This window comes from Solicola agrisoli (assembly GCF_049059935.1).
Lineage (GTDB): Bacteria > Actinomycetota > Actinomycetes > Propionibacteriales > Nocardioidaceae > JAURVT01.
In genome coordinates, this window is sequence record NZ_JBMGQR010000014.1 from 59,613 (window position 1) to 76,149 (window position 16,537).

Sequence of the window (16,537 nt, forward strand, 5' to 3'; positions counted from 1 at the left end):
GCCTCTATAGTCGGGGGGTGTCCGAGCCGATCCAGCCTGCCGTCCACACGATCTCGGTCGTCGTGCCGGTCTACCAGGGCGAGCACCACCTGCCCGGGCTGATCAAGGAGCTCGCGGCCTACACCACCGACTTCGCCACCCCAGCCGGCCACGTCGCCCGGGTGGCCGAGGTGCTCCTGGTCCACGACCACGGCCCCGACGACTCCGCCCGCGTCATGCGCGAGCTGGCCGCCGCCCACGAGTGGGTGCGCCCGGTCTGGCTGAGCCGGAACTTCGGCCAGCACGCCGCCACCCTGGCCGGCATGTCGTCCTCGGGCGGCGACTGGATCGCCACCATCGACGAGGACGGCCAGCAGGACCCCGGCGACGTCGCGGGCATGCTCGACGCCGCCATGGCGGCCGGCGCGTCCCTGGTCTACGCCAGGCCCGTCAACGAGGCCCCGCACGGCGCCGCCCGCAACGCCGCCTCGTTCGGCGCCAAGTGGCTCACCAGCAAGCTCACCGGCAGCGGTGCCGCCTCGTCCTACAACAGCTTCCGGCTCGTCCTCGGCGAGGTGGGGCGCAGCGTCGCCGCCTACGCGGGCTCCAGCGTCTACCTCGACGTCGCGCTGGGCTGGGTGGCCGGGAAGGTCGTCCAGGCCCCGGTGCACCTGCGCGACGAGGGCGAGCGCACGTCCGGCTACAACCTGCGCTCGCTGATGTCGCACTTCTGGCGCCTCGTGCTGTCCAGCGGCACGCGCGGCCTCCGCCTGGTCAGCATCATGGGCGTGGTGTTCGCGCTGCTCGGCGTGGCCGTCGCGGTCGCCCTCGTCGTGAACCGCCTCCTCGGCGCCGACATCGAGCAGGGCTGGACGTCCACGGTCACCGTCGTGCTCATCGCCTCCGGCGCGATCCTGTTCGCGCTCGGGGTGGTGGCCGAGTACGTCGGCGTCGCGGTCAACACCGCCATGGGCAAGCCGCTCTACCTGATCGTCGGCGACCCGCGCGAGGGCCCGCTCGGCCGCGACGTCCTCGCCCGCCGGCCCGCCGCCGCGCCCGTCGACGGCGAGTGACGCGGCCGATGCGCTGCTGGGTCGTGGGGGCGTCGGGCCTGCTCGGCCAGGGCGTGGTGCGCCAGGCCCGCCGCGAGGGCTGGGACCTCACCACCTCGGTGGTGCCGTGGCACGACCCGGACTCGGCGGTCCAGACGCTCACCCGCGACGTGCGGGCCTTCCTCGACGCCGACCCCGGCTCGCCGTGGGCGATCGCGTGGTGCGCCGGGGCGGGCGTGGTCGGCACCAGCCGCGAGGCGCTCGAGGCCGAGCTGGCCGTCTTCACCGGCTTCCTGGACGCGCTCGCACCAGCCGTCGTCGAGCGTGACGCGGCCGCCCGGGGCGGCATGTTCGTCGCCTCGTCCGCCGGCGGCGTCTACGCCGGGGCGTCCGCTCCCCCGTTCACCGAGCACACCGAGCCCCGCCCGCTCGCGCCGTACGGGGAGTTCAAGCTGCTCGCCGAGGCCCAGGTGGCCGAGCTCGTCCGGCGCACCGGCCTGCCCGTGATGGTCGGACGCATCTCCAACCTGTTCGGGCCCGGGCAGGACCTCACCAAGGCGCAGGGGCTGGTCTCGCAGGTCGGCCGCAGCTGCCTGACGCGTCAGCCCATCTCCATGTACGTCTCGCTCGACACGATGCGCGACTACCTGTTCGTCGACGACTGCGCGCAGATGGTCACCGGCGCGCTCGAACGGCTCGTCGCGGCCGCCCCGTCTTTCGACGGCCCCGTCACCAAGATCCTCGCGGCCGGTCGCTCGACGACCATCGCCGCGGTGCTCGGCGAGTACCGGCGCGTGTTCAAGCGTCCGCCGCCGGTGGTGCTGGCCTCGTCGGCCGCCAGCCGGTTCCAGGTGCGCGACCTGCGTCTGCGGTCGGTGGTGTGGACCGAGCTCGACGGCCACGCCCGCACGCCACTGGGCGCGGGCATCGCCGCCACGGTGCGCGACGTCTCCGACCGGTTGAACGCGCCGATCGTCTGACCGTCAGGACGTCCCGAGCTCGAGCACGACGTAGTCGCCCGAGCGGAACCTCTCCCGTGCGAGGTCCTGCAGCGGACGCCAGTCCTGGCTGATCGTCGTGTTGACCACGAGCCACCGGACGCCGTACGTCGCGCGGAGCCGCTCGACCGTCCGCTCCGTCGGCCGCTCGAACACCGCGTCGTTGATGCTCAGGCGGCGCTGGTCCCAGAACGGCACCCGGTAGGCGGGCAGGTCGAGGCGGACGGCCCGCGGCCCGTTGCGCGCGGTGTACGCCCAGCCCTCGACGAGGGTGCGGCGCTCGCTGTAGGCCGAGACCCAGAACGTGCGGTTGTCGCACTCGTCGCCACGACCGGCGACACGACGGCAGTGCTGGTCGGTGGCGACCAGGTCGTCGGGCGAGGAGTGGTCGCGCAGCCATCGTGCCGCCTCGATGCCGCCGGGCCCGATCTGCTCGAGGTCGGTCGTCGGCTGGATGCCGGTGCCGACCCCGTCCTGCAGCGTGGGCAGCCACCGGACGAGGGCCTGCGGCCCGGACGCCATCGTCGTCCCGGTCACCATCGCCGCCACCACGACCAGCACCAGACCGTGCCTCCCCGAACGCCGGCCGACGACCGCGGCGACCGCGCCGACGACGAGCACGGCCGCAGCGATGACCGCCCAGGGCACGACCACCTCGCGACCGCGCAGCGCGTCGCCGGGACCGGGGAACGTGACGGCGCCGAGCACCACGAGCGAGACCGCCACCCCCGCCAGTGCCGACAGGGCGGCGAGGGCCCAGCGCCTCGGCCGGTCGCCGCACACCTGGTGCAGGCCCCACCCCGCGGCCACCGTGGCGGCGACCGGCACGACGCGCGCGAAGTAGAGCTGGTTGCCGCTGTTGGAGGCCAGCACGGCCACCGCGCCCAGGCCGGCGCCGGTGACCATCACGAGCAGCTGGGCCGCGGGGTCGCGACGCGTCGCGCGCCCGACGAGCAGCAGGCCCGCGGCCGAGGTGCACACCCACCCGACGAGCCACACCAGTGCGAGCAGGACCGACACCGCCGGCGCGACGTCGTCCTCGTCGACGCCCGCGCCGGCCCGGACGCCGAGCAGCCGGCCGACCGTCAGCGGTCCGAGGCCGACGCCCTGCGCGCCGCCTCCGTAGACGAGCGCCTGCGCGACCAGGGCCGACACCACGACGACCACCACCACGGCGCCGGCGGCCACGACGGTGCGCCGGGACCGGAACGACAGGATCGCGACGGCCAGGACGCCCGCGCCGACCACCGGCAGCAGGGAGCCCTTGGCGCCGGAGGCGACCACGAGCAGCAGCACCAGCGGGAGCCAGCCGGCACCGAGGGACCTCACCCCGTCGCGCAGGCAGGTCGCGAGCAGCACCAGCGTCGCCGGGAGGAGCACCTGGGCGAAGGTGGTCGTCGGGCTCAGGTAGAGCACGCCGCCGGTGTAGAGCTCGGCGAGCACCGGCGGCAGCACGGGACCGGCGGCCAGGGCGAGCAGCAGGGGTGGCACGAGCGAGGCCGCCCACGACCCCGTCAGGCGGTGCACGACGGCTCCCGCCCCCACCAGGGTCAGGACGATCATCGGCAGCAGCGACAGGCGCTCGAGGAGCACCACGGGCTCGATCCCGGTGGACCACGAGGTCGCGGCCACCTCGGCGTGGACGAACCAGTGGTACAGGAGCGGCTCGCCGGACACGAAGGGCACGTCGGCCGGGAGGTGGTGGCGCAGCTCGCCCACCAGCGACAGGTGGTACGGCTGGTCGGGGTAGGGCTGACGGGGCGAGGCGCCGTCGAGGGGGCGCGGGAACCACAGCGCACGGGCGCAGAACGCGGCCACCACCGCGACGAGGGCGGCCACCGACCACGACCACCACACCGGCGCCGACGGGCCCCGACGCCAGGCGCGGGCCCGCCACGTCGGCACCGCGAGCGAGGCCACCACGACCGCGGCCGGCAGCAGCAGGTGGGCGAGCGGGACCCCCGCCGCGCGGGCCGGGAGGTAGGCCAGCAGCTCGAGGCAGTAGCCGAGCCCGCCCCCGAGGGCGGCGTCGAGCACGAGCGGACGGGATGGGCCGGGGACCGTGAGGCGCCACAGGACGGTGCCCGGCACGACGATCACGCCCACCGCCCAGACGGTGAACACGAGCACGTCGACGAGCGCGACGTCCGCGGCGACGAGCAGCGTCGTCACGACCGCCCAGCACGCGAGGGCGGCGACCCAGCCGCCGAGGGCGGGCCGGCCGCGGGACGGTCCGCGGGTCCCGAGCACGGGGTCCTGCGCCGTCACCGCCACGTCGGGAGCGTACCGGCCGCTCTAAGGTCGGCCCGTGAGCACCCGACCGCTGCGCGAGGCCTGGCACGAGGCCTCCTACGGCCCCGCCGGGTTCTGGACGCGCGAGTCGCCGCAGCACCACTTCCGGACCTCCGCGCACGCCTCCGACGTGCTGGCGCGCGCGGTGCTCGAGCTGGTGCGACGTCGCGGGCTGCGCGAGGTGGTCGACCTCGGCGCGGGCGGTGGCGAGCTGCTGGCCGGGCTGCGGGCGCTGGCGGAACCAGGTGAGCTCGACCTCGTGGGCGTCGACCTGCGGGGCCGGCCCGACGGGCTCCCCGACGCGATCGGGTGGTCCGCCGACCTGCCGGTCGTGTGCTCGGGGCTGCTGGTCGCGCACGAGTGGCTGGACGACGTGCCGTGCGACGTGGTGGAGGTGGACGACGACGGGGTGGTGCGTGACGTCGTCGTGGGCGCCGACGGCTCGTTCGGTCTGGGCGAGCCGGTGCGCTCGGCGTGGCTGGAACGCTGGTGGCCGGTTCAGGCGCCGGGCGAGCGAGCCGAGGTCGGCAGCAGCCGTGACGACGCATGGGCGTCGGCCGTCGAGCGGGTCGCGCCCGGGGGCGTCGCGCTGGCCGTCGACTACGGCCACCTGACCGGCGGGCGTCCCCCGCTGGGGTCGCTGCGGGCGTACCGCGGCGGGCGGGAGGTCGACGTCGTCCTCGACGGGTCGTGCGACGTCACCGCCCACGTCGCAGTCGACTCCCTCGCCGACCGCGTCGACGGGCACCTGGTGCGCCAGCGGCACGCGCTGCTCGACCTGGGGGTGACCGGGTCCCGTCCCGACCGCGACCTCGCCCACACCGACCCGGTCGCCTACCTCACCGCCCTCTCCCGGGCCGGCGACGAGGCCGAGCTCCTCGCCCCCGGCGGCCTCGGCGACTTCTGGTGGGTCCTGTCCGAGCGCTGAACCTCTGGTCGGTGGTCAGCGAGATCCCGGTCGTGCCCAGGTCGAGCCTGATCGGGGCATGGCGCCCGGATGGCAAGGCGCGTCGGCGAAGGCGAACTGGGTTCGTTCGTCGAGCCGGCAGCAACGCAGCCAGGCGGGATGCCAGGGCCCGCTCAGCGGGGGACGACGACCACGGGGACGGGGGTGTGGCGGAGGATGCGGGTGGCCGTGGAGCCGAGGAAGACGCGGGCGAGCGGGCCGTGCTCGCTGGAGCCGACGACGAGGAGGTCGCCGTCCTCCCACGCGAAGCCCTCGAGCGTGGTGGACCAGCGGTCGCCCTCGACGAGGTGGGTGCCCTGCAGGACGGTGCTGGGGTTGGCCGAGCGGAACGCGGTGGTGGCGACGCGGTGCGCCTCCTCCACCTGGGAGCGCCATGCGTCGTAGACGCCCTGGTCGATGCGCGGGCCCATCGCCGAGCGGCCCTGCGTGCGGACGGCGAACGTCACGGCCTCGACGGACGCGCCGAGGCGCTCGGCCAGCGGGGCGACGGTGCGTGCCAGCGACACGTCGGCCCGGGTGGGGTCGAGGGCCAGGACGAGGCGCCTCACGGGCGTGTCCCCGGCCCGGTAGCCGCGCGGGGCGAGCGCGACGGGCAGGTCGGAGCTGTGGACGAGGCGGTCGCTCGTGCTGCCGAGCGCGACGTGGCCGAACGCGCCGTCGGTGGACGAGCCCACCACCAGCAGGCTCGCGCCGCGCTTGGTGCCCTCGTCGAGCAGCACCCGCGGCACCGACCGACCGGTGCGGACGACCTGCGCGACGTCGAGGTCGTCGGGCAGCTCCTCACGGGCCCGGGCCACGGCCTCGGCGGCCAGGCTCTCGAGGTGGTTGCGCCAGTCGGAGTCGACGCCGCGGGCGAGCGTCGGGCTCTCCCACGAGTCGTGCACCACGCAGCACAGGACGAGCGGCTCACCCGCCGATCCGGCCAGCTGCCCGGCGAGGTTGAGGCCGGCGGTGCTCTGCACGTCGGGGCCGAAGCCCACCACGATGGTCACGACGGGACGTCCTCTCGGAGGCGGGAGTGCTTGAAGCCGTAGGCGAAGTAGAAGGCGATCATCACGCCGACCCAGACGGCGAACGCCACCCAGGTGTACCAGTGCAGGCCGTAGAGCACGTAGGCGCACGCCGCGATCGCCAGCACGGGCGTCACCGGGTAGCCCGGCACCTTGAAGCCGCGCTCCATGTCGGGCTCGCGCACCCGCAGCAGGATGACCGCGATCGAGACGACGCTGAACGCCACCAGGGTGCCGATGCTGGTGAGGTCGATGAGCGAGTCGAGCGGCACCAGCCCGGCGAGCAGGCCGACCACCACCGCGACGATGACCGTGTTGTTGACGGGCGTCCGGGTGCGCCTGCTGACGCTGGCGAACACCGGCGGCAGCATCCGGTCGCGTCCCATCGAGAACAGGATGCGCGTCTGGCCGTAGAGCGTCACCAGCGTGACGCTGAAGATGGAGATGATCGCCCCGGCCGCCAGCACCGTGCCCGGCCAGCTCGCGCCGAGGACGTTCTGGAGGATCTGCGCGAGCCCGGCCTCCTGGCCCTCGAAGTCCTGGTAGGGCTGGGCGGCGACGCCGACGACGGCGACCGCGATGTAGACCGTCGAGACGATCAGCAGCGAGATGACGATCGCGAGCGGCATGGTCCGCTTCGCGTCCTTGACCTCGTTGCCGGCGGTGGAGACGGCGTCCAGGCCGATGAAGGAGAAGAAGATGGTGGCGGCCGCGAGGTTGATGCCCGCCAGGCCGAACGGGGCGAAGTCCGCGAGGTTGTCGCTGTTCCAGCCGGTGGCACCGACGCACACGAACAGCGTCAGCACGCCGAGCTTGATGCCGACCATGATCACGTTGGCCTTGGCCGACTCGCTCGCGCCGCGGATCAGCAGCAGCGCGCACAGGGCCACCAGGATCATCGCCGGCAGGTTCACGTAGCCGTTCTCGGTGGACGCGACGGCCTCGGGGATCTGCAGCGAGCCGTCGGTCACGTTGCCGATGAACTGGTTCAGGTACTGCGACCAGCCCACCGAGACCGCCGCCGACGACACGCCGTACTCCAGCAGCAGGCACGCCGCCACGCCCATCGCGACGATCTCGCCCAGCGTCGCGTACGCGTAGGAGTAGGTGGACCCCGACACCGGGATGCTGGACGCGAGCTCGGCGTAGCAGAGCGCCGTCAGCCCGGCGGTGATCGCGGCGATGACGAAGGAGATCATCACCGCGGGCCCCGCGTCGGGCACCGCCTCGGACAGCACGAAGAAGATGCCGGTGCCGACCGTGGCGCCGACGCCCAGCCCGACCAGCTGCCACAGCCCGATGGTGCGCTCGAGCCCGGAGTCGGCGTCGCCGTCTGGCTCGATCGGCTTGCGCCGGAGGATCTGCGCCGAGAACGAGGGGGCGCTCGGCCCCGGCCTGACGGTCATGGGCTGATCGAACCACCAGGCACCTCCCCTGGCAATGACCCGGGCCGACCGCCACACGACCGTCACACCGGCGACACGTCCGCTCCGCCTAGGGTGACGCCATGACCGACGCCGACCGCCCCGACGGCCGTGAGGTCGTCGTCGGCATCGGGGCGGGCGCGGCCGGCTTCGACCACGAGCGGGGCGGCGGCGGGCCGGGATCGACGATCGCCACCACCGACATGGTGCTGAACGTCGGTCCGCAGCACCCCGCCACCCACGGCGTCCTGCGCCTGCGGCTCACCCTGGACGGCGAGCGGATCGTCGCGTGCGAGCCGATCGTCGGCTACATGCACCGCGGCGTCGAGAAGCTGTTCGAGGTGCGCGACTACCGCCAGATCATCGTGCTGGCGAACCGGCACGACTGGCTGAGCGCGTTCTCCTCCGAGCTGGGCGTCGTCATGGCCGTGGAGCACATGCTCGGCATGGAGGTGCCCGAGCGTGCCGTCTGGCTGCGCACGATGCTCGCCGAGCTGAACCGGGTGCTCAACCACCTGATGTTCCTCGGCTCCTACCCGCTGGAGATCGGCGCGATCACGCCGATGTTCTACGCGTTCCGCGAGCGCGAGACGATCCAGGAGGTGATGGAGGAGGTCTCCGGCGGCCGGATGCACTACATGTTCAACCGCGTCGGCGGGCTCAAGGAGGACGTCCCCGCCGGCTGGACCGGACGCGTGCGCGCCGCCGTCCACGCCGTCCGCACCCGGCTGCCGCAGGTGGAGGACCTCGTCCTCGACAACGAGATCTTCCGCGCCCGCACGCGGGGCGTCGGGGTGCTGTCGCCCGAGCTGGTGCACGCCTACGGCGTCTCCGGCCCGATCGCGCGGGCCAGCGGCGTCGACCTCGACCTGCGCCGCGACGAGCCCTACCTGGCGTACGGGACGCTCGCCGACGAGGGCGTGCTCAAGGTCGTGACGCGTACCGAGGGCGACTCCTACGCCCGCTTCTGCTGCTTGGCCGACCAGATCCGGGTGTCGCTCGACCTCGTCGACGCGTGCCTGGCGCACCTGGACGACCTGCCGCCCGGCCCCGTCGGCGTCCGGCTGCCCAAGATCGTCAAGGCCCCCGAGGGCTCGACGTACGTCTGGACCGAGAACCCCCTGGGACTGAACGGCTACTACCTGGTCTCGCGCGGCGAGAAGACGCCGTGGCGGCTCAAGCTGCGCTCGGCGTCGTTCAACAACGTCGCCGTGCTCCCCCACGTCCTCCAGGGCTGCGTCGTGGCCGACATGGTGGCCGTCCTGGGCTCGATGTTCTTCGTCGTCGGCGACATCGACAAGTAGCCGATCGCTTCGTGGATCTCCCGCAACGTGGCCAGGCGGGATGCCAGGGCCGCTAGAGCTCCGGAGGGGGCTTGACGTCGAGAAGCTCCTGGAGCGTCAGCGCCAGGTGACGGACGTTGGTCTCGGCGACGACGCGGGCCGCGTCGTCGTCGGCGAAGTCGATGTCTCGTCGGCAGATGGAGGCGACGACACCGCCCTCGACGCGCTGCACCTGCGGGAAGTTGCGGGTCTCGCCCACGACGACGCGGAGCACGAGGGCACCCTCGTGGGCGCGGCTCCACCAGCGCTGCCAGGGCGGCGCGGTGGCCATGGTGTCGAAGTGCGAGAACACCGTGTCGAGGTAGACCTGCTCGGCCGGCGTGGACGCCTCGAGACGCTCGACCGTGACGGTGGGCGCCGCCTCGTCGGCGTGCGTCGAGGAGTCGGCGCTGCCGTCCCCGGCTCGATCCATGTCGTGTGCTCCCCGTGACGCGTGCGAGTGCTGGAGGGTCTAGTGAACCAGCCCGGACCCGAACGGGCCCAGCATCCCGACGATCAGGCCTGCTTGCGCGACTCGTCGTCGTGGGCGCGGGTGCTGGCCGCGGTGGCCGCCTGCTCCCAGTTGAGGAGGTCGACGATGGTCGGCACGTCGGCGCCGTCCCAGACCGCGAGCGCCTCGGCGACCTGGTCCTGGTCGGCCTTGAGCCCCTCGACGGTCTCGCTGAGCTCGGCGCTGCGACGACGCTCGGCCTCGAGCCTCTGACCGGTCTCGTGGGCCCGGGCCTCGGAGATCCGCAGGTTGCCGCGGACCTCGAGCAGGTCGGCGTCGCGACGGGTGAGCCGCTCGGTCATCTGCTGGGCGAAGGTCGCCTGCTCACGGGTGCGGTCGGACAGGATGCGCTGGTACGCCTTGGCCTGCTGGGCGCGGTCCTTGGACCACTCCCGTCGGGTGTGCGCGATCTCGTTGGAGAGCAGACGGGCCGCCACGACACCCGCCACGACGGCCAGCGCCGCGGCGCCGACCAGCACGGGGAAGGTCGCGAGGAGGGCGGCCGACGTCACCACGAGGGAAGCACCGGCGAGCAGGGCGACGGCGCCCAGCGCGCGCCCGGAGCGTAGGCGGCGTCGTTCGGAGGACATGGCGCCCAGCCTAGGCACCCGGCGCGCGTCGTCCGGGGAGCCACGCCGCACGGCGGGCGGTGCGTCGTCGCAGGTCAGGCGCGGGCGCTGTCGCCCGGGCCCGCCTTCTCGTCGTCGGGGTCCTTGGGCACCTCGCAGGCGCGCTCGAGGAGCAGCGAGGCGACGAGCACCAGCGCGGCACCGACCGCCGCGACGAGCGAGCGCACCACCCGCTCGCGGGGCAGCGCGGCGTCCATCGAGTCGACGTAGCTGAGCGCGAACCCGAGGTAGCCGCCGAGCACGAGGGCGCCCACGACGGCGCACGACTTGGCCAGCGCGAGCAGGCGGACGGCGCGGTCGGACTGCATGCGGCGGCGGTCGCGGTGCAGGGCCTGGTAGGTGGACCAGGCGAGCGTCCCGAGGATGGCCGCGACGAAGAACAGGGCGACCGGCGCCGTCCACGGCACGGACGGGACGATCCAGCCGAGGTTCTCGACGACGATGCGGATGGCGCGGCCGGCCACCAGGCCGACGGCGACGAGCAGGGCGAGCGCGACCGGTGAGGTGCGCCGCATCCGGCTCACAGGACGATCTCGACGTCCTCGCGCTTGGTGATGCCGCTCTCGTCGACCGAGCCGATCAGGTCGGCGACGAAGCCCTTGCCGGGGATCTCGCCCTCGATGTCGAGGTCGAGCCAGGGCCGGAGCACGAACGCGCGCTCGTGGGCGTGCGGGTGCGGGAGGGTGAGCTTGTCGTCCTGCGCAATGCGGTCGCCGACCACGATCAGGTCGACGTCGAGGGTGCGGGGCGCGTTCTGCTCGCCGCGCTCGCGGCCGAAGGCGTCCTCGATGGCCAGGCAGCGGTCGAGGAGCGTGTGCACGGTGAGCGTGGTGTCGATGAGGACCACCAGGTTGAGGAAGTCGCGCGAGCCGTCGGGGGCGTCGACGGGCTTGGTCTCGTAGACCGCCGAGACGCTGACGAGGGTGACGTCGGGGGTGTCGGCGAGGGCCTCGACCGCTCCCTGGACGTTGTCGTGGCGCTCGCCCAGGTTCGAGCCGATGGCGAGCACGGCCTGGCGGATCGGGCGCATGCCGCCGGTCATCGTGTCGGCGTCGAGGATGTAGGGGTTCGGCGTCTCGCTCACGAGGCACTCCGCTCTATCACGACGGTGACGTCGTCGAACGTCACCGTGATGGGCGCTTGGGGTTTGTGGATGGTCACGCGAACCCAGTGCACCGGCCCGGAGGCCAGGCAGAGCGTGGCCACGCGGTCGGCGAGGGTCTCGATCAGATCCACGGGATCGGACGCCACGGCGTCGTGGACCCCTGCGGACAACGTACCGTAGTCGACGGTTCGCGATAAATCGTCCGTGCGGGCGGCCTCGCGGGTGTCGACGCCCAGGAGCACGTCCACCACGAAGGTCTGGCCGTCCCGGCGTTCCTCGGGCAGCACGCCGTGGTGACCGAACGCCCGGATGCCGGTCACGCCGATCAGGTCGAGCGGCTGGTCGCGGTCGGCCATCAGTCCTCCTCGTCCTCGTCGTCGGGCATCAGCACCGGCGAGGAGTGGTGGCTCAGCACCTTCCAGCCGCCGGCGGCCCGCACCAGCGTCTTGCTCGAGACCGCCCGCCCTCCGGCGAACCCGGCGTCGGTGCCGTCCGGGGCCTCGGACAGCACGTTCTCGGTGCAGCCGACGACGGCCGCGACCGGCTCGCCGCCGGCGTCGCGGACCAGCGCGACGGTGACGTCGGTGAGGATGAACTGCACGTAGCCCAGCTGCGCCATCACCATGGCCCACGAGCGCCGGATGGCGCTGGAGCCGGTGATGGCCTCGGTGCCGGGGTGCACGCAGACGGTGGCGTCGTCGTCGGCCCACAGCGACGCCATCAGGTCGAGGTCGCCGGTCTCGATGGCGTCGTAGAAGCCCTGGTGGGCGGCGAGCACGGCCTTGCGGACGGGCTCGGCGACGGCCCCGGGCTCAGCCACGGGTCCACCGTGCGGCGACGCGGACGGCGTCGAGGTTGGCGGGCACCTCGTGCACCCGGACGCACCACGCGCCGGCCGCGGCGGCGAGCGCGGTGACGGCCGTGGTGGCCGACTCGCGTCGCGCGACCGGGACGGGCTCGCCGTCCTCGCCGGCGAGGAGCTGGCCGAGGAACCGCTTGCGGCTGGCGGCGACGAGCAGCGGCAGGCCCAGCGCGTGCAGCTCGCCGAGACGCGAGAGGACCGTCCAGTTGTGGTCGGCGTTCTTGGAGAAGCCGAGGCCGGGGTCGACGACCAGGTGCTCGGGCGGCACCCCGGCGGCGACCGCGAGGTCGACCTGGGAGCGCAGCTCGTCCAGCACCTCGCGCACGACGTCGTCGTAGACGGCGTGCTGCTGCATCGTGGCCGAGTGCTGGCGCCAGTGCATCAGCACGAACGGCACGCCGGCGTCGGCGGCCACGCGCAGCACGCGGGGGTCGGCGCGTCCGCCGGACACGTCGTTGACGAGCACCGCGCCGGCCTCGACGGCCCGCTCGGCCACCTCGGCCCGCATCGTGTCGACCGAGACGCGCACGCCCGCGGCCGCGAGCTCGCGGACCACGGGGACGACGCGGCGCAGCTCCTCGTCGAGCTCGACCCGCTCGGCGCCGGGGCGGGTGGACTCGCCGCCGACGTCGACGAGGTCGGCACCCTGCGCCGCGAGCTCGAGCCCGTGGGCCACCGCGCGGTCGGGGTCGAACCAGAGCCCGCCGTCGGAGAAGGAGTCGGGGGTGACGTTGACGACGCCCATCACGAGCGCGCGGCTCTGCGCGGGCAGGCTCCGCACGGTGGCCGGCAGCACGTCAGGCACCCTTGATCAGGCCCATCGCCTCGGCGCGGGTGGCGGGGTCGCGCAGCTGGCCCCGGACGGCGCTGGTGATGGTGCGGGCGCCGGACTTCTTGACCCCGCGCATCGACATGCACAGGTGCTCGGCCTCGACGACGACGATGGCGCCCTGCGGGTGCAGGTAATCCTCGAGGGCGTCGACGATCTGCGTGGTGAGCCGCTCCTGCACCTGGGGGCGCCGGGCGTACACCTCGACGAGGCGCGCCAGCTTGGACAGCCCCACCACCTTGCCGTCGCGGGCGGGGATGTAGCCGACGTGGGCGACGCCCGTGAACGGCACCAGGTGGTGCTCGCACATCGACCACAGCTCGATGTCGCGCAGCAGCACCAGCTCGTCGTGGTCGACGTCGAAGCGCTTCTCGAGCACCTGCGCGGGGTCCTGCCGCAGGCCCGACAGCATCTCGGCGTAGGCGCGGGCGACCCGCTCGGGCGTCTCGCGCAGGCCGTCGCGGTCGGGGTCCTCCCCGACCGCGACGAGCAGCTCGCGGACCGCGGCCGCCGCCCGGGGGAGGTCGACCTCCCCCAGCGTCGGCGCCACCGCCTGGTCCCCCGCCGCCGTCATGTCAGATCCCGGGGCCCGGGGGCTCCGGCTCGCCACCGCCGGGGAGGGGACCCCCGCCGTGGACGTCGCCGTCGGTGCCCGGGGCGAGCAGGATCGAGCCCTCCTCGTCGCCGTCGGGACGGGTGCCGTTGAGGCCCTTGGGGGCGACGGGCGGCAGCGCCGAGGGCTGGCGGCTGTCCGAGCCCGTCCAGGCCGGACGCGCGTCCGAGCGGTGCAGCGCCTCGAAGATCGCCGCCACCTGCGCCTTGTCGAGCGTCTCCTTCTCCATCAGCTCGAGCACCAGCGCGTCGAGGACGTCGCGGTTGTCGACGAGGATGTCGAAGGCCTCCTGGTGCGCGCTCGTGATGAGCTTGTTGATCTCGTGGTCGACGAGCGCGGCGACCTCCTCGGAGTAGTTGCGCGCGTGCCCGATGTCGCGGCCGAGGAACGGCTGGCCGTTGTCCTCGCCGAGGCGCACGGCGCCGAGCTTCTCGCTCATGCCGTACTGGGTGACCATGGCGCGGGCGAGCCCGGTGGCCTTCTCGATGTCGTTGCCCGCACCGGTGGTGGGGTTGTGAAAGACGAGCTCCTCGGCCGCGCGTCCGCCGAGCATGTAGGCGAGCTTGTCGAGCAGCTCGGCGCGCGTCTGGGAGTACTTGTCCTCGTCGGGCAGCACCATCGTGTAGCCGAGTGCGCGGCCTCGCGGTAGGATCGTGATCTTGTGCACCGGGTCGCTGCCGGGCAGGGCCGCGGCAACCAGGGCGTGGCCGCCCTCGTGGTACGCCGTGACGAGCTTCTCGTGCTCGCTCATCAGCCGCGTGCGCTTCTGCGGGCCGGCGATGACGCGGTCGATGGCCTCGTCGAGCGCGGCGTCGTCGATGAGCTTCTTGTCCTCGCGGGCCGTCAGCAGCGCGGCCTCGTTCAGCACGTTGGCGAGGTCGGCGCCGGACATGCCGGGGGTGCGGCGGGCGACCGACTCGAGGTCGACACCGTCGGCGAGCGGCTTGCCGCGCGAGTGGACGGCGAGGATCTGCTTGCGTCCGGCGAGGTCGGGGGCCTCGACGCCGATCTGGCGGTCGAAGCGGCCCGGGCGGAGCAGCGCCGGGTCGAGCACGTCGGGACGGTTGGTCGCGGCGATCAGGATGACGCCGCCGCGGACGTCGAACCCGTCCATCTCGACCAGCAGCTGGTTCAGGGTCTGCTCGCGCTCGTCGTGGCCGCCGCCCATGCCGGTGCCGCGGTGGCGTCCGACGGCGTCGATCTCGTCGATGAACACGATCGCGGGGGCGTTCTCCTTGGCCTGCTCGAACAGGTCGCGGACGCGGCTCGCGCCCACGCCGACGAACATCTCGACGAAGTCCGAGCCGGAGATCGAGTAGAACGGCACCCCGGCCTCACCGGCGACGGCGCGCGCGAGGAGCGTCTTGCCGGTGCCGGGCTGGCCGTAGAGCAGGACGCCCTTGGGGATCTTGGCGCCGACGGCCTGGAACTTGGCGGGGTCCTGGAGGAACTCCTTGATCTCGCCGAGCTCGTCGATGGCCTCGTCGCAGCCCGCGACGTCGGAGAACGACGTCTTGGGGGTGTCCTTGCTCATCAGCTTGGCCTTGGACTTCGCGAACTGCATCACGCGTCCGCCGCCGCCCTGCATGCTGTTCATCAGGAACAGGAAGAGGCCGACGATCAGAAGGATGGGCAGGATCGACAGCAGCAGCGTGCTCAGGATGCCCGGGCGCGGGACCTCGACGTCGTAGTCCTTGAGCTGCTTGTCCTGCTTGAGGGTCTCGGCCTGGCGCTGCAGGCTGTCGCCGAGGGTGCCGATCCAGTTGGCGCGCACACGGTCGCCGTTGTCGAGGGTCGCCTCGATCCGCTGGTCGCCCTCGACGAAGGTGACGGTGTCGACCTGACCGCTGTCGAAGTAGCCGACCATGGTCGACGTGTCGACCTCGCGGTCCCCGTTGTTGGCCGAGACGAGCTGGAGCACGGCGAGCACGCCGAAGACGCCCAGGATGATCCACAGCCAGGGACCCTTGAAGATGCGCTTGAAATCCATGATGGGGGGCCTGCGCCCCGCTCCTCGGAGGATAGGTGAGTGACTCCCAAACGGTACACGGGCTCGGGGTGACCATCTGTCCCGGTCGCGACCGGGCGGACGGCCGGTGTCCCGGGCCCACGGGAGGTCAACGAGCGGCGCAGGGGCGGTGTTCCGTGGAGCGTCTGCCCTCCGCGAACGTCCGGGCCGCCCGACCCTCGCCGTCCTGCGGGTCTGGGCGCCCGGCTGGCAAGGCGCGGACGGCGAAGCTGGGCCGGGTCTGCCCTGCGAGACGGTCGCAACGCCGCCAGGCGGGATGCCCAGGTCCGCAGGTCAGGAGTAGACGTGGGGCGCGAGGGTGCCGATGGAGCGCAGGTTGCGGTACTTCTCGTCGAAGTCGAGGCCGTAGCCGACGACGAAGGCGTTGGGGATGTCGAAGCCGACGTACTTGACGTCGACCTTCATCTGCTGCGCCTCGGGCTTGCGGAGCAGGGTGGCGATCTCGACCGACGCGGGGCCGCGGGAGCGCAGGTTCGACACGAGCCACGACAGCGTCAGGCCGGTGTCGATGATGTCCTCGACGATCAGCACGTGGCGCCCGGAGATGTCGGCGTCGAGGTCCTTGAGGATGCGCACGACGCCGGACGACGTGGTGCCCGACCCGTAGGAGGACACCGCCATCCAGTCCATCTCGACGTGGCGGTCGACGGCACGGGCGAGGTCGGCCATCACCATCACCGCGCCCTTGAGGACGCCGACGAACAGGACGTCCTCGCCCTCGTAGTCGGCCTCGATGGACCGGGCCATCTCCACCAGCCGGTCCTGGATCTGCTGCTCGCTGATCAGCAGCCCGTCGGGGTCGAGGTCGTCGTTGACGCGCGTCTGGTCCACGGGGTCCAGCCTCCCACAGCGTCCGCCGTCCGCCGCCGTCGGTTCTGGGGACTTGTCGGTGCGTGGTGATGCCCCGGCATCACC

Annotated in this window: 17 protein-coding genes; 4 read left to right on the forward strand and 13 right to left on the reverse strand. The window is 73.0% G+C overall.

Annotated features, from left to right (window positions below; all coding sequences use genetic code 11):
* Positions 1-17: 17 nt before the first annotated feature.
* Positions 18-1,052 carry a glycosyltransferase gene (locus tag ACI6PP_RS07610; protein WP_421110486.1) on the forward strand — a complete coding sequence of 345 codons (1,035 nt, stop codon included), beginning with the start codon at positions 18-20 and terminating at the stop codon, positions 1,050-1,052.
* A gap of 8 nt (positions 1,053-1,060) precedes the next feature.
* Positions 1,061-2,011 (forward strand): NAD-dependent epimerase/dehydratase family protein, encoded by a 951-nt coding sequence (locus ACI6PP_RS07615; protein WP_421110488.1) that lies wholly within the window; start codon positions 1,061-1,063, stop codon positions 2,009-2,011.
* A gap of 3 nt (positions 2,012-2,014) precedes the next feature.
* Here ACI6PP_RS07615 and ACI6PP_RS07620 read toward each other — a convergent pair whose 3' ends face one another.
* Complete coding sequence (locus tag ACI6PP_RS07620; RefSeq protein WP_421110490.1) at positions 2,015-4,303, reverse strand: hypothetical protein; 2,289 nt, start codon at positions 4,301-4,303, stop codon at positions 2,015-2,017.
* A gap of 34 nt (positions 4,304-4,337) precedes the next feature.
* On the opposite strand from ACI6PP_RS07620, the gene ACI6PP_RS07625 reads away from it, so the two are divergent.
* On the forward strand, positions 4,338-5,249 hold the full coding sequence (locus ACI6PP_RS07625) for an SAM-dependent methyltransferase (protein WP_421110492.1): 912 nt from the start codon (positions 4,338-4,340) through the stop codon (positions 5,247-5,249).
* A 152-nt stretch (positions 5,250-5,401) separates the two neighbouring features.
* Here ACI6PP_RS07625 and ACI6PP_RS07630 read toward each other — a convergent pair whose 3' ends face one another.
* Positions 5,402-6,280, reverse strand: coding sequence for a universal stress protein (locus ACI6PP_RS07630; protein ID WP_421110494.1), 879 nt, complete (start codon positions 6,278-6,280; stop codon positions 5,402-5,404).
* Positions 6,277-7,704, reverse strand: coding sequence for an APC family permease (locus ACI6PP_RS07635; RefSeq protein WP_421110495.1), 1,428 nt, complete (start codon positions 7,702-7,704; stop codon positions 6,277-6,279). The genes ACI6PP_RS07630 and ACI6PP_RS07635 overlap by 4 nt, the downstream gene beginning before the upstream one ends.
* A 101-nt stretch (positions 7,705-7,805) precedes the next feature.
* On the opposite strand from ACI6PP_RS07635, the gene ACI6PP_RS07640 reads away from it, so the two are divergent.
* Positions 7,806-9,026 carry an NADH-quinone oxidoreductase subunit D gene (locus ACI6PP_RS07640; RefSeq protein ID WP_421110496.1) on the forward strand — a complete coding sequence of 407 codons (1,221 nt, stop codon included), beginning with the start codon at positions 7,806-7,808 and terminating at the stop codon, positions 9,024-9,026.
* A 52-nt stretch (positions 9,027-9,078) separates the two neighbouring features.
* On the opposite strand, the gene ACI6PP_RS07645 is transcribed toward ACI6PP_RS07640, so the two are convergent.
* From ACI6PP_RS07645 to hpt, 10 genes are all read right to left on the reverse strand, one after another.
* Positions 9,079-9,477 carry a hypothetical protein gene (locus ACI6PP_RS07645; RefSeq protein WP_421110498.1) on the reverse strand — a complete coding sequence of 133 codons (399 nt, stop codon included), beginning with the start codon at positions 9,475-9,477 and terminating at the stop codon, positions 9,079-9,081.
* Between the two features lie 83 nt (positions 9,478-9,560).
* Entirely contained in the window at positions 9,561-10,145 is a 585-nt protein-coding gene (locus ACI6PP_RS07650; RefSeq protein ID WP_421110500.1) for a hypothetical protein, read from the reverse strand.
* A gap of 74 nt (positions 10,146-10,219) precedes the next feature.
* Positions 10,220-10,699: a DUF3180 domain-containing protein gene (locus ACI6PP_RS07655; RefSeq protein WP_421110501.1), complete on the reverse strand. Its 480-nt coding sequence runs from the start codon at positions 10,697-10,699 to the stop codon at positions 10,220-10,222.
* A 5-nt stretch (positions 10,700-10,704) separates the two neighbouring features.
* Positions 10,705-11,268 (reverse strand): 2-amino-4-hydroxy-6-hydroxymethyldihydropteridine diphosphokinase, encoded by a 564-nt coding sequence (folK, locus tag ACI6PP_RS07660; protein WP_421110502.1) that lies wholly within the window; start codon positions 11,266-11,268, stop codon positions 10,705-10,707.
* Positions 11,265-11,645, reverse strand: coding sequence for a dihydroneopterin aldolase (gene folB, locus ACI6PP_RS07665; protein ID WP_421110503.1), 381 nt, complete (start codon positions 11,643-11,645; stop codon positions 11,265-11,267). The genes folK and folB overlap by 4 nt, the downstream gene beginning before the upstream one ends.
* Positions 11,645-12,109, reverse strand: a complete 465-nt coding sequence (locus ACI6PP_RS07670; RefSeq protein WP_421110504.1) for a nuclear transport factor 2 family protein — start codon at positions 12,107-12,109, stop codon at positions 11,645-11,647. Before ACI6PP_RS07670 ends, folB begins: the two co-directional genes overlap by 1 nt.
* On the reverse strand, positions 12,102-12,896 hold the full coding sequence (gene folP / locus ACI6PP_RS07675) for a dihydropteroate synthase (RefSeq protein WP_421110510.1): 795 nt from the start codon (positions 12,894-12,896) through the stop codon (positions 12,102-12,104). The genes ACI6PP_RS07670 and folP overlap by 8 nt, the downstream gene beginning before the upstream one ends.
* A 52-nt stretch (positions 12,897-12,948) precedes the next feature.
* Positions 12,949-13,554 (reverse strand): GTP cyclohydrolase I FolE, encoded by a 606-nt coding sequence (folE, locus tag ACI6PP_RS07680; protein ID WP_421110505.1) that lies wholly within the window; start codon positions 13,552-13,554, stop codon positions 12,949-12,951.
* A 1-nt stretch (position 13,555) separates the two neighbouring features.
* The gene (gene ftsH / locus ACI6PP_RS07685) at positions 13,556-15,583 is read right to left on the reverse strand and encodes an ATP-dependent zinc metalloprotease FtsH (RefSeq protein ID WP_421110506.1); all 2,028 of its coding nucleotides are present in this window, start codon (positions 15,581-15,583) and stop codon (positions 13,556-13,558) included.
* Positions 15,584-15,895: 312 nt separating this feature from the next.
* Positions 15,896-16,453: a hypoxanthine phosphoribosyltransferase gene (gene hpt / locus ACI6PP_RS07690; protein WP_476712926.1), complete on the reverse strand. Its 558-nt coding sequence runs from the start codon at positions 16,451-16,453 to the stop codon at positions 15,896-15,898.
* Positions 16,454-16,537 lie beyond the last annotated feature (84 nt).